Source organism: Psychrobacter sp. ASPA161_6 (genome assembly GCF_051970285.1).
Taxonomy (GTDB): Bacteria; Pseudomonadota; Gammaproteobacteria; order Pseudomonadales; family Moraxellaceae; genus Psychrobacter; species Psychrobacter glaciei.
Genome location: NZ_JBEFNJ010000007.1, coordinates 18,255 through 37,091 on the forward strand (window position 1 = coordinate 18,255; position 18,837 = coordinate 37,091).

Below are 18,837 nucleotides of genomic sequence, written 5' to 3' on the forward strand. Positions count from 1 at the left end.
TTTCTGGCTTATTATTTAATAGTGACACAAACGACTCAGTAGATGGCGACCATATTGGCCAGTAATAGTAAAAATCAGATGAAAATAAACAAGTTATGCCTTGCCTAGCATTATTATCGCAAGGATATATCTGTAGTCAAGCGCTAGAAGGGCTTTTCATTAAAAATATCCCATCTCTCTGTTATACTAGCGCTATATTTTACGCTATTTTTCTACTTTGACGACTATTGTTTCATCCGTATTTTTTATGCAAATATTTCATTCATATTTGTCATTGCGATTTTTTATTACCCTCTTTCACTGCTAAATTCACTAACCAACACATTCATTAACAAACGTATTTTGAGATTCCTATGACCCAAACATCGACCCAAGCACCAACGCGCCCTGTCCGTACTCGTATTGCGCCTTCACCGACTGGCTTTCCTCATGTAGGAACGGCTTATATCGCACTATTTAACTTGGCCTTTGCTAAAGCGCATGGCGGCGAGTTTATTTTGCGTATCGAAGACACTGACCAAACGCGATCAACTGAGCAATCAGAACAAATGATTTTGGACGCCTTACGTTGGGTAGGACTTGATTGGGCAGAAGGCCCAGATATTGGTGGTCCTCACGCCCCTTATCGTCAGAGCGAACGTAGCGACATTTATACCAAACACGCCGAGATGCTCATAGAAAAAGATCATGCGTTTCGCTGTTTTTGTACCAGTGAAGAGCTAGATACCATGCGTGCTGAGCAAATGGCCAATGGCGAAACCCCACGTTATGATGGTCGCTGTGCTCACCTTGCACCAGAAACCACCGAGCAATTGGTCGCTGAAGGCAAACCACATGTGATTCGTATGCGTGTGCCTACCGAAGGCATCTGCCAAGTACATGACATGCTACGCGGTACGGTTGAGATTCCTTGGACGCAGGTCGACATGCAAGTGCTGCTAAAAACAGACGGCATGCCAACCTATCATTTAGCCAACGTCGTCGATGATCACTTGATGGATATCAGTCATGTGATGCGCGGTGAGGAGTGGTTGAACTCTGCGCCTAAGCATCAGTTGCTTTATGAATATTTTGGTTGGGAGATGCCAGTACTTTGCCACATGCCATTACTGCGTAACCCAGACAAATCAAAACTGTCTAAACGTAAAAACCCAACCTCTATCACCTACTATCGTGATGCGGGTGTGCTACCTGAAGCATTGCTAAACTACCTCGGTCGTATGGGCTACTCAATGCCTGATGAAGCGGAACAATTTACCTTAGAAGAAATGATTGCCAGCTTTGACATTCAACGTGTGTCGCTTGGCGGCCCTATCTTTGATATCGAAAAACTCAACTGGCTCAATTCTGAATGGCTACGCGCACTCACGCCAGAAGAGCTAAAAAATAAAATCCTTGAATGGGCAAGCAACAGTGACAAGCTAACCGCTATCGCAGCGGCGATTCAGCCACGTATTGAACTACTGTCTGATGCCGTTAATTGGAGTGGTTTCTACTTCCAAAACCTACCTGCTATCAATGCTGAAAGCTTTACGCATAAGTCGCTCACACCTGAGCAAATCATGGAGATGCTACAGCTGTCATTATGGCAGCTAGAAGTCTTGCCTACTTGGTCAGAAGAAAACATCTACGCCACGCTAAAAGGTCTTGCCGCTCACCTCGATATTAAGATGCGTGACTTTATGGCACCGTTCTTTATCGCTATCGCTGGTAGCACGTCATCAACGCCGGTCATGAACTCTATGGCGATTATCGGTGCTGATATGACGCTGACACGCTTGCGTCATGCCGTTGACGTGCTGGGCGGCTTAGGTAAAAAGAAACTCAAAAAACTAGAGAAACAAGCAGCAGAATTGCCAGACTTTTTGGCTGCTGAATAGCTTAGCTACTGAGTAATAAATTAGCTGAAATTTTTGGATTTGAAAGGGTCAGGCCAGTTCTGACCCTTTTTCATTCTTAGTCAGCATTACTATAGTCGCTACTAAATAAAATGGATACACGACATTATAATGCGTGACTGGTACAAATTTTTCTTGCTTGCTGTGCCTACCCAGACAGAGGCTACAAAAAATTTATATCCGTCACGCTGTCTCTTTTTTATATTGACCTGACTATACCCTTCTACTGTCAAAACTCTTAATTGGAAATAAACATGGCCGCCAAAACTGTCACGATAGAAAGTAAAGATTATGTCTTTAACACGCTCAAAGAAGCGCAGAAATACTATGATGCCATCGTAAAAGAGCTTTATGATGCAAAACTTACCCTGACAAAGGGTCAGGACTTTGATGACTTAAAGTGGATATACACCACTTACTGTGATTATACCAATCATAATGTCGATCGATTAAAAAAATCTGATATCGTTGGCTTTAAAGGAATCAGCACAGTACAACAAAAAGGTGGACAATATATCCCCACAGAATGCAGTGCAATTATTTTTTCAGATGGCACCGAAGAAGAATTCTTCACCGATAAAGCCATCAAAGAGATCTCTCTCAAGCAAAATCCACGCTAATTTGGGCTTGTTAAGCAGTTAAAATCGCTTGAACCACGTTTTTTCGCATATTTATGCATTATTTTTAAAATAGTGGTTGACAAGAAGGCTGCTGTTACCTAAAATACGCACACTCTTAGCGAGGGGCTATAGCTCAGTTGGTAGAGCACTTGCATGGCATGCAAGGGGTCAACGGTTCGACTCCGTTTAGCTCCACCATACTATTTAAGACAAAGCTCAGTTTACTGAAACTTTAGAATAAATACTCGCTAGTAGGACGATATCAGCACCTAGGCAAGGCTTGCTCTATTTTAATAGATAAGCACTCTGATATTGTGAAGTACCGTTGTAACCACTGGTTATAACACTCTATGCGTCCCCATCGTCTAGAGGCCTAGGACACCGCCCTTTCACGGCGGTAACGGGGGTTCGAATCCCCCTGGGGACGCCACTATACGGCGTCACTTGTTAGCACTTTTGCTTAGCACCTTTAAGCATCAGGTTAGACTAATAAGCGAACAATAAAAAATCCCAGTCATCATACGGTGACTGGGATTTTTTATGTCTGTTATTTTTATAATGGCTTACTGCAACTCACTTCAACTCTCAATCACCGCTTGAGACTCTATCGGACAAACTTCTAGCCTGTCCGATAAAATTGTTTACGACTTGACCAAGCCTTTTAACGATAAGTTCAATGATAGGTAAGTCCCAAACAGAATCACGACTGAGCCAATGATAGCGCCGATATCCAATGCCTCGCCAAGCAACACATAACCAAAAAATATCGCAAAAATGGGAATAACCAGCGTAATACTGGTCGCACGCATGGGGCCAATATTTTTGATCAACTGGTTCATAAAGATAAGCGCAATGGCGGTCGAAAACACCCCGATACAAATCACTGATACCCAAGCTTGCAGGCTAATGCTTGCGCCATAAGGGAATTTATATACAGCAATTGGCATCATCACCACGCTTGCGATGATTAGTGAGCCTGCCGTAATAGCAATCGGTGAGATGTCATACAGATAGTTTCTGGTGATGTTTGCCCCTATCGCATAGCCAACACAGGCAAATAGCGCATAACCCATCGGTAACAATGCTGAGCCTAAATCCGTTCCCAAGCCCTGCCCTTGCGCACCAAACAAGTTCTCACTCATCAAAATAATCACCCCAACAAGGCCAATCACCAACCCTAGCGTTTGGCGCTTAGTCAGTCTTTCTTTAAAAAACGTACTGGCAATAAAACCGCTCATCATTGGCACAGAAGCATTAAGTACCGCCAATACCCCAGCGTTTACGGTCTGCGCTGAAAAGGAAAATAGCACAAAGGGAATCGCAGCTGAGAACAAACCAACGACGGTCAGCATTTTGTAGCTTTCTTTAATACCTTTGCGATTTTTTGCGCTGATTAACACAAAAATAAGCATGGTTAAACCAGCAAATACCACGCGCAGGCTGGCAAATGCCAACGAGCCAAACTCAGGGACACCCACCCGATAAAATATAAATGAGAGCGACCACATAAAGGAAAGTGCAAAAAAGGTAATAAGGTCGCGTCTGGTCATGGTGTACTCAATTTGGCTGGCTATTTATTTAGCAGTGTTAAATGGGTTAGTTAAGTCATAAAAAATATTGTGATCATAACGTTTTAATGGCTTTAGAGATGCTGTTTTTATGTGTTTTTGCGAGATTTATAAAAGCAAATAGGTACAATTTATTGGCTTTGAATAAGACGAAAATTTGAATGTAGCGCAGGTTTGTAATGATTGAGATAACTTGGTTTGAATAAGATTGGTTTGAACGAGGTTGATTTTGCGGATATCGGACATAATATGATTTGATGGAGTAGCGGTGTTTTTACTCATTAAACTTAAGCTCACTACTATCTATCCTATAAAAGACTTATAAAATATATGAACACTCTATATAGTCGGTTCAGTATAATTTGGATACGAGGAAGGCGAGTGAAAGTACTACAAGTAGTAGACTAAGCAAGGTTGACACCGTATCCAATTTATAGAGGATTGACTATAACATAGGGATGTCTAGAACTATCAAAGGGAGGTGATTACGATGTTCGGTATTGAAAATTATCTAGGATTCATTTTGGCGGCTATTCTGTTAAACCTAACACCCGGCACCGATAGCATGTACATCATTACCCGTAGTATGGCGCAAGGGCAAACAGCAGGGTTTTATTCGGTGTTGGGCATCACCTCAGGCATTTTGGTACATACGTTATTGGCGGCGCTCGGGTTATCAGTATTGCTTGCCAACTCTCCTACGGCATTTATGCTCGTGAAATATATTGGTGCCAGTTACTTGTGCTATTTAGGCTTTAAGATGCTAACGAGCAAAAGCTCGAACTCAATTGCAAACCACTTATCCAAAGATCAGCACATTACTAGCCAAAAGGATGTCGACGGCTGGCAAATCTATAAGCAAGGTGTGTTGACCAATGTGTTTAATCCAAAAGTGGCCTTGTTCTTCTTGGCATTTTTCCCGCAGTTTATTGACTCCAGTTATGCTTATGGCATGCTGTCATTTTTGATGTTAGGACTGACTTTTGCTGTGACTGGTTTTGTTTGGTGCTTGTGTTTGGCGTTATTGGCTGCACGATTTAGCACACGCCTGCGAGAAAACCCCTCTATTGAAACGATGTTAAATAAAATCAGTGGTGTGGTGTTTATCGGGCTGGGAATTAGGCTGTTGACTGAGAAAGGTTGAAGCAATGGGAATAAACGGTAGAGGAAATAATAATGAACGATGACACTAAGCAGAAAATCACTTTATTACTTGAAGAGTTACTTAACGCCACATGCTCAGAAGCAAGGCAAATAGAAATAAATCTTGAAATAAATAAATTATCACCCGATCCATTTTGGAGTGATTATATATTCTGGAGTGAGGAGTATGTAAACGAAGATTTAAGTATAAATTACGAGGGATTTTTGGATAAAATTTCTGAGTATCCGAATTCTCATGAGTATAGAACAAAGAGTCGCATTTTAGAGCTGGCTCAAAGACTGATTACTAGAGATTTTTCTGACATTGGCGAAGTTGACATAGTAAATGAAATCAATGAACTGTCTCCTGATATTAACTGGACGAATTATCTTTTTGTCGATAAGACTTGCTTGAACAATGACGGTAGCCTCGATAAAGAAACGTTCTTAAATAAAGTATTTAAGGAGAGCTGGAATGAGAACTTCAGATGATTCAATGAAATAGTTTTCACATACTTGTCTCCTTTTTCCTCACCCAATAAAAAAGCCCAATCCCCTATTTTAGTGGGATTGGGCTTTTTGTCATACTAAGTCTAATCAGTCATTAAGCAGCGTCTTTATTCTCAGCCGCCAATTGACGTAGTACATAGTGCAACACGCCGCCATGACGCACGTATTCGCGCTCTTTTGGCGTTTGTAGACCGACGTTAACCTCGAAGCTTTCTGCTGATCCATCAGCACGAGTAGCGGTGACTTTGGCGGTTTTGCTTTCACCATTATCGAGACCACTAATGCTGATCACTTCTGAACCATCAAGCTTGTAAGTCTCAGCGTTTTCACCTTCTTTAAAGGTCAATGGCAACACGCCCATTCCGACTAGGTTTGAGCGGTGAATACGTTCAAACGAGCTGGTTAGTACCGCTTTTACGCCGAGCAAAATAGTACCTTTGGCTGCCCAATCACGGCTAGAGCCAGAACCATACTCCGCGCCGCCAAGGACGACTAAGGGACGCTTGTCTTCTTTATACTTCATCGCGGCGTCATAGACGGCCATTTCTTCACCGTCTTGTAACGTGGCGCTGTCGCCTTTGAAGTAATAGGTATAGCCACCTTCTTTACCGCCCATCATGGTGTTCTTGATACGGATGTTAGCAAAAGTACCTCGAGTCATGACCGCATCATTACCACGGCGTGAGCCATAGCTGTTGAAGTCGGCTTGCATGACGCCACGCTCTTGCAAATATTTGCCTGCAGGCGAGTCAGGATCGATATTACCAGCGGGCGAGATATGATCGGTCGTGATTGAATCACCGAACAGACCTAAGATGCGTGCGCCTTCGATATCACGGATACCGTCTGGTTCCATGGTCATACCATCAAAGAACGGTGGGTTCTTAATATATGTCGAGCCTTCATCCCATGGATACAACTGGCTATCGGCTGAGCTAATGGCGTTCCAAGCAGCACTACCGTCAAACACTTCGCCGTAGTTTTTGCGGAACATTTCAGCGTCGATATTGTTGGCAATCAGCTCATTGATCTCTTCTGATGTTGGCCAGATGTCTTTTAGGAACACATCATTGCCATCTTGGTCCTGACCTAGCGGATGAGTCGTCAGGTCAATATCGACTGTACCTGCCAGCGCATAAGCCACAACTAGCGGTGGTGAAGCCAAGTAGCTTGCTTTGACATGCGAGTGGATACGACCTTCAAAGTTACGGTTACCAGACAGTACAGCCGCAGCGACCAAGTCATTTTCTTCAATACCTTTCTCGATAGATTCGAGAAGCGGGCCTGAGTTACCGATACAAGTGGTACAACCATAACCGACTAAGTAAAAGCCTGTTTTTTCCAGCTCATCCATCAGTTTGGTTTTTTCTAGGTAATCAGTGACGACTTTAGAACCAGGTGCTAGTGAGGTTTTTACCCAAGGCTTAGCTTTGAGACCTTTAGCGGCAGCTTTCTTGGCTACCAAACCTGCACCAATCATCACCGCAGGGTTTGAGGTGTTGGTACAAGAGGTAATCGCTGCGATAACGACTGAGCCATCGCGCAACTTGTGGTCTGTCTCATCAATCTTAACAGTAGAGAAAACCCCATTGGCAGGCTGATATCCATCATTTTGATTATTATTGACCTTTGGCTGCGCTGCCAAGGCCTCGGCTTGCTCTTGCTCACCGCCTTCTTGGTCGAAACGTACTTTACCCTCGACTTCCGATTTGCGATCTTTGGTCATTTTTTCTAACGTTTCGCCAAATTTTTCATGCATATCAGATAAGTTGATACGCTGTTGTGGCAAGTTAGGACCAGCAAGCGCAGGCTGTACTGAGGACAAGTCTAAATGCAAGTTGCTTGAATAGGTCGCTGCTGGGGTGTCGGCATCGTGCCACATGCCTTGTGCTTTGGCATATTTTTCGACCAGCTCGATTTGCTCTTCGTCGCGGCCTGATAGACGCAGATAATCAATCGCCATTTGGTCAATTGGGAAAATACCACAAGTTGCGCCGTATTCTGGTGACATATTGGCAATCGTCGCACGATCGGCGAGCGGCATACTGTGTAGGCCTTCACCGTAGAATTCGACAAACTTACCAACCACACCATGGGCACGTAGCATCTCAACCACACGCAATACCAAATCCGTGGCGGTGACGCCTTCGGTTAATTTACCCGTCATCTCAAAACCAACGACTTGTGGAATCAGCATCGATGATGGCTGACCAAGCATGGCAGCTTCAGCTTCGATACCGCCCACGCCCCAACCAAGCACGCCAATACCATTAATCATCGTAGTATGACTGTCAGTACCAAACACCGTATCAGGATAAGCGGTTAATTCTCCATCTACGTCAGCAGCCATCACCACACGAGCTAAATACTCAAGATTAACCTGATGGACAATACCAGTCGCTGGTGGTACGACGACAAAGTTTTCAAAGGCGTTACGACCCCAATGCAAGAACTCATAGCGCTCATTATTACGCTTAAATTCGATCTTTTCGTTCAAATCCAGCGCATCTTCGCGACCATAAGCATCGACTTGCACGGAGTGATCGACGACCAATTCACTAGGGATAAACGGGTTAATTTGCTCGGCCTTTCCGCCCAGCTCAACCACCGCATCACGCATGGCTGCCAAATCGACGACCGATGGCACACCAGTGAAATCCTGCAAAACGACGCGAGCAGGCATAAAGGCGATTTCTTTTGAAGCTTCAGCACCTGCGTCCCAATTGGCAACAGCTTCGATGTGGTTCTTACCGACAGATTGACCGTCGTCTTCGTTACGCAGTAAGTTTTCTAATACGACTTTCATGCAATATGGCAGCTTACTGATATTGCTATAAGTTTTGGTCAGCTCAGGCAGGCTGTAGTAGGCATGTTCCTTGCCATCGACCGACAGGGTGTCTTTTACGTCAAAGATATCACTCATGGTACCTTCCTTATCTACTGGGTAGATTGTTATGAATTTATTGTTATAACTGGTGGCTAGATGGATTTGCTATAAAGGTGTTCGTGTGAAAAAGGCTTAAATGAATTTTGTATTTTCATAGTTGGAATTTCGAAGAAAAATCATTAGACCTTGCGTCGTTCATAACGACTCTCCTTTACCATAACAAATCTAGAGCGCTTTGTTAACGCCTAGACGTAGTCAAATCGTGGCACAATCGTAAACGTAACAACGGTTTAGCGAGCTATTTTTAAGTAACTTCTTTCTATTTAGTTTTTATCTTTTTTACGTCGTCCACTGCGGAATACGTAGCTATCTTCATAGAAGTCAGTATTGACATTTTCTGCCCAAAAATGCGGTACACCTAAGATAGGTAATGGTGCAAGCTGTCGTGGTTTGACGTCATCATCTGATAATAATGTGTCCATATATTCGGCAATCTTGTCATCCAAATAGCTCATACGTTCAGCTAACGATAAGGTAAAGAATTCTTGTGCAACGTGAATGACAATACTGTGGGCGCATAGTGGTTTACGCGGGTATACCAACTGCTCAAGCAATGCATGGCCAAAGATATAAACTGCTGCTTGAGCACTTGTATTTGGTTGTGCTGGGTTGTCCCATTTAGCACGTGGTTTCACCAAACTTGCCTGCCAGTCAAAATCAACCAATGCCTGACCAATACTGGCATCAGAAGTCACTAGCACTGCCCCATTTTCATCAAAGACAGTAATGGTATCGCGCACACGCCCTCGACGCTCGCTGATGCCTTGCTTTGCTATTTCTAACATATGGTGATAGTTCAACACAGCTTTGGTCTTTGGAAAAGTCAGCCAAATGCTGCCGTTAAGTAAGTCATGCAAGTTGTCACGCGTCGGAATGTTGCCAGTTGTACCGATGAAATACTCATAGGCCTCCCCTTCAGGCAATGCATTTTGAGAGACAAACTGTAGCGTTTGAGGTTTGTGGTCATGAGTAGGTTTAGTATGTGGTGATGACTGGTGCAAATTATCAGCCTGCTGCGTCATCGCCGTTTTTAAGACTTTGGCAATCGTGTCAGGCGTATTGATTTCAGAAGCATTTACATCGTGCTTATTTGGGCTTTTCACATTATCCAAACCTTCTGAATCATTCGAACCATCCAAGCTATTTCTCTGTGATTTCGAGCGACTAAGGTGTTCAATCGTGTTGCTGATATAACTCAATTGAGTAATATGCGATAACCAAGGCACTTGCCAGTCAATGGTAGCAAAGCTGTTATCAAGCTGACCTTCTACTACAGGCAGCTGCTTAGTATGAGTATCAGAGTTAAGTGTGGCGGGTAAATCACTGGCAGGCATAGAAGCTCTCTCTTACGGGCTATCTCTATTAGACGTATGGACGCTCTATGGTATCATGGTGCGCTTTTTTACTGCTAGATACGTCGCTCGAAAGGTCTTTTTGAGCGCTATGGATAAATGATTTTATGGCAAATTTTAACACCCACTTAAATGTCGCATTCATGGTCAGTGGTACGATGAGTCTAACGGTTTATAAAGCTGGATTGATTGATGATTCAGGATTTTTGGTGTGCGTGGCGCTTGGTACTATCGGTGGGTTGCTGCCAGACTTGGATTCTGATAATTCAACACCGATTAAGCTCGGTTTTAATATCACCTCGTTTATATTTGCATTTGGTCTGGTCATGCACTGGCGTAGTGATCTGAGCTTATTGGCGCTAATAGCTTTATGGCTAGCTGGCTACGGTTTTATGCGTTACGTGGTTTTTCATATCTTTACCACTATGACTGTGCATCGCGGCGTCATCCACTCTGTTCCGTATATGGCAATACTGGGTTTGGGCCTGACGTGCCTAAGTTATTATGGCTTGCACCTACCACTGACGACCAGCTGGTTTTATGGTCTGTTTTTATTTGGCGGCGCAATGGTGCACTTATCATTGGACGAGCTGTATAGCGTTAATTTGTCTAATATGAAAATGAAGCGGTCATCGGGCACGGCGATGAAGTTTTATCAACCAAAAGACAAATGGTGGTATCTGCTCTTATATACTATCCTTGCACTACTGGTATATGTCGCCCCACCTTTTGAGATGTTTTGGTCACGATTAAGTGATCCTTCTGCATGGGTGCAGCTCAAAGTTGGCATATTGCCAGAATTAATAAAGAGCATGCTGCACTAAAGGCACTGCAGAGCAGTAAAATCCAACGAAAATTAGAGTGAAACATGCAAACCTCCCTACCCACTTGCCCTTGCCAAATCAATCCATCAGCAGAGACGGTAAACGCTCCGCTATCCTACCAAGACTGCTGCCAGCCTTATCATGATGCTTTTTATAATGAAGAAGTAGGTGGTATAAAAGCGGAGACAGCCGAACGGCTAATGCGCACGCGATATAGTGCATTTGTGTTGATTAAGCCAGAATATATCGTTAAGACCACGCTGCCAGCGCAGCAAAGTTTTCTTGATGTCAATGCGATTGAGTCTTGGGCAAAAGAAACAGATTGGGCAGGATTAGAAATCGTCGCGCACACACCAAAACTTGGTAAACGCCATGCGCAGGTTGAGTTTAAGGCTTACTTCAAGACAAATGAGGATTTGCAAGCACATCATGAGTTGTCTGCCTTTGTGAAGGTGACAGACAAAATCAATAATGATGAGCGTTGGTACTTCTTAGATCCAACCGTTTCAATGTCTGTCAGCCAAAAGCAGCCGTGTATCTGTGGTTCAGGTGAGAAGTTTAAAAGGTGTTGTGGGCAGTTTGTTTAAAAAACTAAAGCGCTTGATAACGTTCGTATAACCTTTCCATTTGGTCTATGTGCTTGTCGTTGGATAGTAGCTCAATACCATTGATTTTAGCCGTGGCAAAGTGAAAGACATCAAACTTTCGCTTTTCTAAGTTCTTTGGTATACCTTTACTATCCGCTTCATGTTTATCTAAACGGTATAGATTGGTCGCCAAATCCGTTACGTCTTTGCTGATATCTAACCAAGTAAACTCTTCAACAGCTGCTTTAAATTTATTAAAATCTTCACTCTCATTCTGACCAAACTTTCTTAAAAACTCATATCGCAGCAATGGTGTGATGGCCAGCTCGACATTATCATCATTGACGAGTGCTAATAAATCCATCAGACGCTCAAGAAGATCGACATCATTTTCATCAATATTCTTACCTTCCAAGAGATAAGTCAAAAAGTTTGAGTCCAGTAACTTCGCAATTTCTGTATCCATTATTATTGCGTTCCTTCTTTAAGCTCATTGATCCGTTTTTCTAACAGTTCAGTCAGTATTTTTTTAGCATTTTTTTGCTGTGGCGCATTATCACGCGCCAGCTTAAGCTTATTAATATCAATGTCAAAAGCATCTTTTAGCAGGTCTACAAATGCAGCGTTATTTGGATGCTCTATCAGCTCAGTTTTGACCACGCCATCTTCTTTATCACGGTATAACTCATAAGCTTCGCCATGTTGCAACTGACTTAAAACAATAGCGGAATGGGTGGTGATATAAAACGTCGTATTGGGAAATAGACGTTTTAGAGTAGGGATAATAGTCGCTTGCCATTTAGTATGCAGATGGCTTTCGATTTCATCGATAAATACCACGCCTTTGACATGAGCAATATTAGTTTCATTGGTGAAATAGCTATAGCCTGCGATTATAGATTGCATGATTTTAAGTATTGACGCAAAGCCGCTAGAAAGCTCGGATAATTCAGTTTTTTTATCTGCAACTTTAATGAATACGCGATTGTTGCCTGAGATTTCAAGAAAGCTTGCATCAATGCGTTTGTCAATTTTACTAAGTAAGTCAAATAAAGTTTTAATCTCTATTTCTCTATTGTCTTCTATAGACTGATATGGATTCGCAGATCGAGCACGTTGAATAATCCATTTTTCAATATCTGTATCCATATTTAAATCTTTTAGACCCGTACTTTCGACTCCTGTTATTAACCTATCTAAGTAGCTAGATTTCCTTTCTTCTTTTACGCCAATACCATCAAAATTATCGCGAGAAATCGAACTATTATACTCAGAACCATCTCTTATATAACCTCTACTTTGTGCTCCTACAAAATTTATAGGGAGATTATGATAATTTGTCCCAAAAAAAACTTTTTCAAAGTCGTAGTAGTTACCAGTAGGTGGTTTAAGAGCTTTGCTAGATAAATTAGATATGTATCTTGTAAACGGGAAATGTCTTTCAGGAAAAACCGCGTAATCACCAGATAAGAAGTCATTATTGTGTACTAGGTATGAAATAAACAAAGCCTCTAAACACTTAGTCTTACCGATACCGTTTTCACCAATTAGGCAATATACTCTTTGGTCAGGTTGAAAGCTGAGATGTACATCGCCTACGCCTACCAGCTGTTTGATTTGAATGTCATTGCCTAACATGGCTACACCTAATTTTTATTAAACTGTTAGTTTGATAATGAAACAGCGAATTTAGAAATACAAGCTAATCATCCCCTAAACACTCGCCCCAACCGCCCGTGCCACCGCAATACCTTCCTCAATCGTCAAAAACTTACGCTGACTTGGGCTGTCTTTAAACAGAATCTCGCCGTCTTGGAAGATGAGACATTCATTTACCGCCAGCTGTTGCCATTTTTCATTTTCAGTGAGTGGAACGGTCACTAAAATAGTGACTTTATCCTGATCAGTCGTCACATCACCAAAGTTAATTGCCAAATCATCATCTGCTAGCTTTGCTTCGCCAAACGGTGCTTGGCGCGTGAGATAAAACAATAAGCTACCAGCATAAGCCAATTGCCATCGACCATTCGATATTAGACAATTAAATAGACCGTTGGCGGATAAATAACGACATTGAGTAGTCAAAAAATTAAATAGCGTTTGATCATCGGGACGCGACTTAAAGCTACTTTTTAGACGATTAACTAAATAGCAAAATGCCATTTCAGAATCTGTATTACCGACGGGCTGGCAATGTGAGGCGTTACCGTTATCTTGCAAGCGCTGACAGCGTTTAATAAACTCGCTATTCATCTGTCCATTATGCGCAAATACCCACTGCTCGCCCCAGACTTCACGAACGAAAGGATGGGTGTTCGCCAAGCAATTTTGCCCTTGAGTCGCTTTACGAATATGCGCGATGACGTTCATGGCTTTGATTGGATAATTATTAACTAGGTCGGCGACTGGTGACAGATGGCTGGGACGATTGTCATGGAACAAGCGCAGTCCTGTTGAGGCATTTGCCGATTCATCATTATTTGAGCATTCACTACGCTCAAAAAACGCAATGCCAAAGCCATCTTCATGACTGTCCGTCATGCCGCCGCGCTTGCGAAAGCCAGCAAAGCTAAAACCAATATCCGTCGGGGTATTACAGTTCATTCCTAGGAGTTGACACATTTATGCGTTACCGCCTTTATTAAATTGGTTATCTGCTGCGTCATGATTGACCGGACTACCTGACACAATACCAAGTTCTATATCACTCATACTAGCCAACAAATCTGCTCCAGTACTATCATCGCTTTCAACACCATCTAGGATACGCTGGGCTTGTGCCAAATCCGTGTTTTCTACCCACAGGACGACACCAGAATTCATCCCTGGAATGGCACTTAGCGGTTGCAAGGACACGGTAATGCCATTGTTGCGCAGCAGATTGGCATGCAGCTCGCCTTGCATATTGGTGTCGTAGCGTGCCAGTTTGTGCCAGTTATCAACTTGATCGGTCATGGGGTCGCCTCTAAGGTTTCGGTACTAAAATTGGTACTAGAATAAATGCGTAAGCAATGTTTACGATAATTGATCTAGCGTATATTCTTTGATTGCAAACTCACTACTATTGCTCAATTTTTCACGTGCTTGCTCGGCTTGCATGATGTTGCTAAAGACACCGACTACTTGATTGTCTACTTTATTCCCCAAAAGCACAAATACTGTATTATTTTGCGGTTTTTCTACATGAGCCCAATGATAAGCAGCAAGGCGTTTCATCAAGTCAGGGTTTTTGACCATGATGTTATCGCCCGTACGACCTTCGGTACGGTTATAATGGATAACATTGAGACGTAACAGCCAAAAAATAACGGCCGCTTTTGCCAGCATAACCGATAACGCACGTTTTTCATCGTTGCCAAGTGGACGTTTTGACTCATAGCCTTGTAAAAATGCCGCCATTTTATTGCGGTCAAAATTCACCGACTCGCCTTGCTCGGCATCACCCCACGTGGTGCAAAAATCATTAATCGTAATGGCAATATCCATCACATAATGCTCGACGCTGACTTCGGTAAAGTCTAACAGCCCCGTTAAGCGCTCTTCACCTTTTTGGCTATTATTTAACGATAAGTTCCATAAGGTATTATCAGCAAACATGTCTAAATGACACAAGCCTTTTGGCAAAGTGGCAAGCGGCAAATCTGTATAAGATTGCCAAATATCACTCATGAGCTTAGCTTCGTCACCGGGCATAAACTGCATTTCACGGTCACGAACTTCTGACCATGGATACAAAGGTACGCCATATTCTTCAGCAGGTTGCAACGCTTGCAAGGTCTCATGCAGCATCGCTAAAGCAGCACCGATTTCATGACACATCGCTTGCGTGGTTTGCTGTGGATGCGCGCCCGATAAGCACGGAACTAGGGTAATGGCTTTATCGTCATAATGGATAACATAGCGTTTTTCTTCGCTATCAACCAATGATAACGGCGCAGCTACCGGCAACTTACCGTCTAATTGGTTTAAGATAACCGCCATTTTTTCGATGTCTTCTGGTGGACGCTCTTCGAATAAGGTAAATACATAAGAGTGCGCACCATCTACATCATCAGTCGTCTGAATAAACCAGTTAGAGTTTTTGATACCTTGGGTAATCGGAATGGCGCGCGCGAACGAGACGCCAAAGCGTTGACAAAAGGCGGCAAACTGATCATTGGTTAACTGGGTATAGACGGACATGACATCTCACTTTTGGCAATTAAATAAAAAGTTGAATAGGATAGATTTAAACAGCAATGGCGACAATTGTAACGCGCCTGAGCAAACGATAGCGAAAAGCGTAATAATCTTGCGAAAATCTGCCTGATATGGCGGTGATTTTGCTAGACTAGCGCATTGAGAGAATTGATTATAAGGTGAAAGACCCTATGTTAGCAAAGCGTATCATTCCTTGTTTGGACGTTGATAATGGCCGTGTGGTCAAAGGCGTGCAATTTGTCGATATCAAAGACGCAGGCGATCCTGTTGAAGTCGCCAAACGCTACAATGAACAAGGCGCAGATGAGATCACTTTTTTGGACATTACTGCCACCAACGACGAGCGCGATACCACTTATCATACGGTTGAGCGTATGGCAGAAACGGTATTTGTGCCATTAACCGTCGGTGGCGGTGTGCGTAAAATCGCTGATATCCGCAACTTGCTCAATGCTGGTGCGGATAAAGTCGCGATTAATTCAGCAGCAGTGTTTACCCCTGAATTCGTTGGTGAAGCCTCACAGAAATTTGGCAATCAATGTATCGTCGTGGCTATCGATGCCAAACGTGTCGCGGATATTGAAGTTGACGGCATCATCCTGCCGCGTTGGGAGATTTTCACCCATGGTGGTCGCAAGCCAACGGGTATCGATGCGGTTGCTTGGGCGAGCAAAATGGCTGAACTGGGCGCTGGTGAATTACTGGTCACTTCGATGGACGGTGATGGCACCAAAAAAGGCTATGATTTAGCCTTGATGCAACAAATTACCAGCCGCGTTAACGTACCTGTTATTGCTTCAGGTGGCGTCGGCAACCTACAGCATTTAGCAGAAGGCGTGTTAGAGGGCGGCGTCGATGCGGTGCTTGCCGCTAGTATTTTTCACTTCGGTGAGTACACCGTGCAGGAAGCCAAAGAATATATGGCAGCGCAAGGGATACAGATGCGCCTGTAATACGTTTGTAAAATGCAAATAAATTAGAAAAAATGTTATCATAGCGCTAACTGCTTATTATCATTTGGTTTTCGTTCATTTAACGGTCAATTCGTTTGCGTGATAACCAATCAAATAAGTTATACCATTCACAAAAATTAGAGTAGCAAGGAAAACGAGTGTAAGTACTACGCATTGTAGACTAGACAAGTTTGACACCGCTAATCGTACTTTTTGGGTTTGGTATTATTTGAATCTATCATTATATTTAGCTACTCCTACATTTTAATTAGAAGCCCATTAGGCGAAGGATATTTTTATGTCGAATTTACAACAGCAACGCAATGACGTGACTCATATTGATGGTAACTTACATCAGAATGAAGATGCCCGTATTGGTATCGTGGTTGGCCGTTTTAATGGTTTTGTCGTTGAGTCATTGGTAGATGGTGCAATCGATGCGCTACTTCGTCATGGTGTTTTGGGTAGCAACATTACCGTTATTCGCGTTCCTGGTGCTTTCGAATTGCCATTGGTTGCTCAGCGCGCTGCTGAATCAGACCGTTTTGATGCCATCATTGCGTTAGGCGCGATTATCCGTGGTAGCACGCCGCATTTCGACTTTGTAGCAAGTGAATCAGCCAAAGGCCTAAGCAGCGTTGCGATTGATTATAATATCCCAGTCGCGAACGGTGTATTGACGACCGACAGCATCGAGCAAGCGATTGAGCGTTCTGGCACGAAAGCCGGTAACAAAGGCTCTGAAGCCGCTATGGTCGTGTTAGAGATGATTGCGGTACTATCACAGCTAGACATCGATGACGATAGCGATGACGCTTAATTGAACGCGTTGCTCATTCATTAGTATTTGAATATTTTTGAGTCACGATTCAGCGCCATTCTTTATTGATAAGTATTATTGTTGATTAAATCTGTTAGGGCTATGGTTACTGCGATAGCCCTAAGTATGTCATTTAAATGTTCAACAGCAGTATCTAAAACTGTCTGGTAAATTTGCCAGCCGACTACTATTTAACATTTTATTTTAAAACTTCTTATCTTAAAACTAGGTATAGACCCTCTATGACTGACCAACTCAAGCGCGCTATTAACGCTGCGAAAACCGCCCAAACCAATGATAGTCAAGCTGAAGCCACGCGTATTGCGAGCAGCAGTGCGGGTGATCAAACCTTCGATATGAGTGAGTCTTCTTATAAGACCAGTCACACCGCTATCCGTAAGGCGCGCCGCTTTGCGATGCAAGGTCTATACGAATGGCTCGTCACTGATCGCCGTTTTGATGTAGACGGCAAGCTTGGCTGGAAGGCCAATGCGCCACATGATATCGCTGCTCGTACGCGCGCGACCAATGCCATGCATACGGTACATATCGGCTACTATCATGAAATGATGCGCGATATTCCTGAGCAGATTGAGGCGTTAGATGCGCTTATTAGTCAGTATCTCGATCGTGAAATTGATAAACTCGATACCGTTGAACACGCTATTCTTTTGATTGGTTCTTACGAGCTGCAAAACCGTTTAGAAATCCCTTATAAAGTCGTGCTTGACGAAGCGATGAAGCTGAATAATCACTTTGGTGCCACTGACGCCCATAAACTGATTAATGCCGTCCTTGATAAAATGGCAGTTGAGCTGCGTGCTACTGAAGTAGAAGCAGATAGTAAAGCCAATCTACGCACCTCACAAAAAGCGGCCGCTAAACCGGTAGTAGAAGCTGATACAGATAACAGTGCCGATACCCATGCTATGGAAGAAACACTCACTGCTTCAAACAAACCACGTATCAGTGCCAATAATGCTACCGTCAAACGTAGTAGCGTTAGTAAAGCCAGTGCAAATATTAGTGACTTTAAAGCGAGTAAGAAAGATGCTGCTGAAAACACGGTTGAAAACGACAGTGTTGAAACAGCGACTGCAATAGAACCAATTGTTGAAGAAAGTATTGTCGAAGAAAGCATTGTCGAAGAAAGCATTGTCGAAGAAAGCATTGTCGAGGAAAGTATTGTCGAAGAAAGTATTGTTGAAAAAGATATCGTCGTTGATGAACAGCCTGCAGAAGAAAATGTAGCTGCTGATGTTATCAATGACGACAGCAACGAAGACAATACCACAGCGGATACTGGTCTAACGGACTCTAGTACTCTCAATGTTGACTCAGAAGAGACTACATCAGATACTAATGTGTCAGATGTTACTGCAACAGACGACACTGATACGAAAAGCCAAGACTAA

General features: G+C 43.1%; 17 protein-coding genes and 2 tRNA genes. 11 read left to right on the top strand and 8 right to left on the bottom strand.

The genetic code is table 11. From position 1 onward, the window contains the following. Nucleotides 1-353 precede the first annotated feature (353 nt). The 4 genes from gltX to ACTQ9T_RS14165 all read left to right on the top strand — a co-directional run bounded on the left by gltX (nucleotide 354) and on the right by ACTQ9T_RS14165 (nucleotide 2,948). On the top strand, nucleotides 354-1,880 hold the full coding sequence (gene gltX / locus ACTQ9T_RS14150) for a glutamate--tRNA ligase (protein ID WP_440465446.1): 1,527 nt from the start codon (nucleotides 354-356) through the stop codon (nucleotides 1,878-1,880). A 272-nt stretch (nucleotides 1,881-2,152) separates the two neighbouring features. Next, a complete protein-coding gene (locus tag ACTQ9T_RS14155) occupies nucleotides 2,153-2,518 on the top strand; it encodes a hypothetical protein (RefSeq protein WP_440465447.1) in 366 nt (121 codons plus the stop codon). A 122-nt stretch (nucleotides 2,519-2,640) separates the two neighbouring features. Continuing rightward, nucleotides 2,641-2,716, top strand: a tRNA-Ala gene (locus ACTQ9T_RS14160). A gap of 156 nt (nucleotides 2,717-2,872) precedes the next feature. Beyond that, nucleotides 2,873-2,948, top strand: a tRNA-Glu gene (locus ACTQ9T_RS14165). A gap of 211 nt (nucleotides 2,949-3,159) precedes the next feature. Here ACTQ9T_RS14165 and ACTQ9T_RS14170 read toward each other — a convergent pair. Next, nucleotides 3,160-4,068: a DMT family transporter gene (locus ACTQ9T_RS14170; RefSeq protein WP_194620957.1), complete on the bottom strand. Its 909-nt coding sequence runs from the start codon at nucleotides 4,066-4,068 to the stop codon at nucleotides 3,160-3,162. Nucleotides 4,069-4,576: 508 nt separating this feature from the next. On the opposite strand from ACTQ9T_RS14170, the gene ACTQ9T_RS14175 reads away from it, so the two are divergent. Together ACTQ9T_RS14175 and ACTQ9T_RS14180 are read left to right on the top strand one after the other, a co-directional pair. After that, nucleotides 4,577-5,230 carry a LysE family translocator gene (locus ACTQ9T_RS14175; RefSeq protein WP_440465448.1) on the top strand — a complete coding sequence of 218 codons (654 nt, stop codon included), beginning with the start codon at nucleotides 4,577-4,579 and terminating at the stop codon, nucleotides 5,228-5,230. Between the two features lie 32 nt (nucleotides 5,231-5,262). Then, nucleotides 5,263-5,721: a hypothetical protein gene (locus tag ACTQ9T_RS14180; RefSeq protein WP_440465449.1), complete on the top strand. Its 459-nt coding sequence runs from the start codon at nucleotides 5,263-5,265 to the stop codon at nucleotides 5,719-5,721. A gap of 112 nt (nucleotides 5,722-5,833) precedes the next feature. Here the strand turns inward: ACTQ9T_RS14180 and acnA are convergent, their stop codons facing one another. Both acnA and ACTQ9T_RS14190 read right to left on the bottom strand, forming a co-directional pair. Further along, nucleotides 5,834-8,662 carry an aconitate hydratase AcnA gene (gene acnA / locus ACTQ9T_RS14185; RefSeq protein WP_440465450.1) on the bottom strand — a complete coding sequence of 943 codons (2,829 nt, stop codon included), beginning with the start codon at nucleotides 8,660-8,662 and terminating at the stop codon, nucleotides 5,834-5,836. A 287-nt stretch (nucleotides 8,663-8,949) separates the two neighbouring features. Further along, the gene (locus tag ACTQ9T_RS14190; protein ID WP_440465451.1) at nucleotides 8,950-10,020 is read right to left on the bottom strand and encodes a DUF3025 domain-containing protein; all 1,071 of its coding nucleotides are present in this window, start codon (nucleotides 10,018-10,020) and stop codon (nucleotides 8,950-8,952) included. A 125-nt stretch (nucleotides 10,021-10,145) separates the two neighbouring features. Here ACTQ9T_RS14190 and ACTQ9T_RS14195 point away from each other — a divergent pair, with 125 nt between their 5' ends. After that, nucleotides 10,146-10,862, top strand: a complete 717-nt coding sequence (locus ACTQ9T_RS14195; protein WP_440465452.1) for a metal-dependent hydrolase — start codon at nucleotides 10,146-10,148, stop codon at nucleotides 10,860-10,862. A gap of 44 nt (nucleotides 10,863-10,906) precedes the next feature. Continuing rightward, nucleotides 10,907-11,449: a YchJ family protein gene (locus ACTQ9T_RS14200; RefSeq protein WP_440465453.1), complete on the top strand. Its 543-nt coding sequence runs from the start codon at nucleotides 10,907-10,909 to the stop codon at nucleotides 11,447-11,449. 4 nt (nucleotides 11,450-11,453) lie between these two features. Here the strand turns inward: ACTQ9T_RS14200 and ACTQ9T_RS14205 are convergent, their stop codons facing one another. The 5 genes from ACTQ9T_RS14205 to ACTQ9T_RS14225 all read right to left on the bottom strand — a co-directional run bounded on the left by ACTQ9T_RS14205 (nucleotide 11,454) and on the right by ACTQ9T_RS14225 (nucleotide 15,631). Continuing rightward, entirely contained in the window at nucleotides 11,454-11,915 is a 462-nt protein-coding gene (locus ACTQ9T_RS14205; RefSeq protein ID WP_440465454.1) for a type II toxin-antitoxin system VapC family toxin, read from the bottom strand. 2 nt (nucleotides 11,916-11,917) lie between these two features. Continuing rightward, nucleotides 11,918-13,087, bottom strand: a complete 1,170-nt coding sequence (locus ACTQ9T_RS14210; RefSeq protein ID WP_440465455.1) for an AAA family ATPase — start codon at nucleotides 13,085-13,087, stop codon at nucleotides 11,918-11,920. Nucleotides 13,088-13,162: 75 nt separating this feature from the next. Then, entirely contained in the window at nucleotides 13,163-14,071 is a 909-nt protein-coding gene (locus ACTQ9T_RS14215) for a class II glutamine amidotransferase (RefSeq protein WP_440465456.1), read from the bottom strand. Continuing rightward, complete coding sequence (locus tag ACTQ9T_RS14220) at nucleotides 14,072-14,404, bottom strand: hypothetical protein (RefSeq protein ID WP_228293233.1); 333 nt, start codon at nucleotides 14,402-14,404, stop codon at nucleotides 14,072-14,074. It abuts the gene before it with no gap. Between the two features lie 60 nt (nucleotides 14,405-14,464). Beyond that, nucleotides 14,465-15,631 carry a homoserine kinase gene (locus ACTQ9T_RS14225; protein WP_440465457.1) on the bottom strand — a complete coding sequence of 389 codons (1,167 nt, stop codon included), beginning with the start codon at nucleotides 15,629-15,631 and terminating at the stop codon, nucleotides 14,465-14,467. 188 nt (nucleotides 15,632-15,819) lie between these two features. On the opposite strand from ACTQ9T_RS14225, the gene hisF reads away from it, so the two are divergent. The 3 genes from hisF (at nucleotide 15,820) to nusB (ending at nucleotide 18,837) form a co-directional block, all read left to right on the top strand. Next, on the top strand, nucleotides 15,820-16,602 hold the full coding sequence (hisF, locus tag ACTQ9T_RS14230) for an imidazole glycerol phosphate synthase subunit HisF (protein ID WP_440465458.1): 783 nt from the start codon (nucleotides 15,820-15,822) through the stop codon (nucleotides 16,600-16,602). 298 nt (nucleotides 16,603-16,900) lie between these two features. Beyond that, the gene (gene ribH / locus ACTQ9T_RS14235; protein WP_010200525.1) at nucleotides 16,901-17,422 is read left to right on the top strand and encodes a 6,7-dimethyl-8-ribityllumazine synthase; all 522 of its coding nucleotides are present in this window, start codon (nucleotides 16,901-16,903) and stop codon (nucleotides 17,420-17,422) included. Between the two features lie 242 nt (nucleotides 17,423-17,664). Next, nucleotides 17,665-18,837 (top strand): transcription antitermination factor NusB, encoded by a 1,173-nt coding sequence (gene nusB / locus ACTQ9T_RS14240; protein ID WP_440465459.1) that lies wholly within the window; start codon nucleotides 17,665-17,667, stop codon nucleotides 18,835-18,837.

Excerpts from the sequence above, each read along its gene's own strand:
- gltX (WP_440465446.1), top strand. The coding sequence starts at position 354 with ATGACCCAAACATCGACCCAAGCACCAACGCGCCCTGTCCGTACTCGT.
- ACTQ9T_RS14155 (WP_440465447.1), top strand. The coding sequence starts at position 2,153 with ATGGCCGCCAAAACTGTCACGATAGAAAGTAAAGATTATGTCTTTAAC.
- ACTQ9T_RS14170 (WP_194620957.1), bottom strand. The coding sequence starts at position 4,068 with ATGACCAGACGCGACCTTATTACCTTTTTTGCACTTTCCTTTATGTGG.
- ACTQ9T_RS14175 (WP_440465448.1), top strand. The coding sequence starts at position 4,577 with ATGTTCGGTATTGAAAATTATCTAGGATTCATTTTGGCGGCTATTCTG.
- ACTQ9T_RS14180 (WP_440465449.1), top strand. The coding sequence starts at position 5,263 with ATGAACGATGACACTAAGCAGAAAATCACTTTATTACTTGAAGAGTTA.
- acnA (WP_440465450.1), bottom strand. The coding sequence starts at position 8,662 with ATGAGTGATATCTTTGACGTAAAAGACACCCTGTCGGTCGATGGCAAG.
- ACTQ9T_RS14190 (WP_440465451.1), bottom strand. The coding sequence starts at position 10,020 with ATGCCTGCCAGTGATTTACCCGCCACACTTAACTCTGATACTCATACT.
- ACTQ9T_RS14195 (WP_440465452.1), top strand. The coding sequence starts at position 10,146 with ATGGCAAATTTTAACACCCACTTAAATGTCGCATTCATGGTCAGTGGT.
- ACTQ9T_RS14200 (WP_440465453.1), top strand. The coding sequence starts at position 10,907 with ATGCAAACCTCCCTACCCACTTGCCCTTGCCAAATCAATCCATCAGCA.
- ACTQ9T_RS14205 (WP_440465454.1), bottom strand. The coding sequence starts at position 11,915 with ATGGATACAGAAATTGCGAAGTTACTGGACTCAAACTTTTTGACTTAT.
- ACTQ9T_RS14210 (WP_440465455.1), bottom strand. The coding sequence starts at position 13,087 with ATGTTAGGCAATGACATTCAAATCAAACAGCTGGTAGGCGTAGGCGAT.
- ACTQ9T_RS14215 (WP_440465456.1), bottom strand. The coding sequence starts at position 14,071 with ATGTGTCAACTCCTAGGAATGAACTGTAATACCCCGACGGATATTGGT.
- ACTQ9T_RS14220 (WP_228293233.1), bottom strand. The coding sequence starts at position 14,404 with ATGACCGATCAAGTTGATAACTGGCACAAACTGGCACGCTACGACACC.
- ACTQ9T_RS14225 (WP_440465457.1), bottom strand. The coding sequence starts at position 15,631 with ATGTCCGTCTATACCCAGTTAACCAATGATCAGTTTGCCGCCTTTTGT.
- hisF (WP_440465458.1), top strand. The coding sequence starts at position 15,820 with ATGTTAGCAAAGCGTATCATTCCTTGTTTGGACGTTGATAATGGCCGT.
- ribH (WP_010200525.1), top strand. The coding sequence starts at position 16,901 with ATGTCGAATTTACAACAGCAACGCAATGACGTGACTCATATTGATGGT.
- nusB (WP_440465459.1), top strand. The coding sequence starts at position 17,665 with ATGACTGACCAACTCAAGCGCGCTATTAACGCTGCGAAAACCGCCCAA.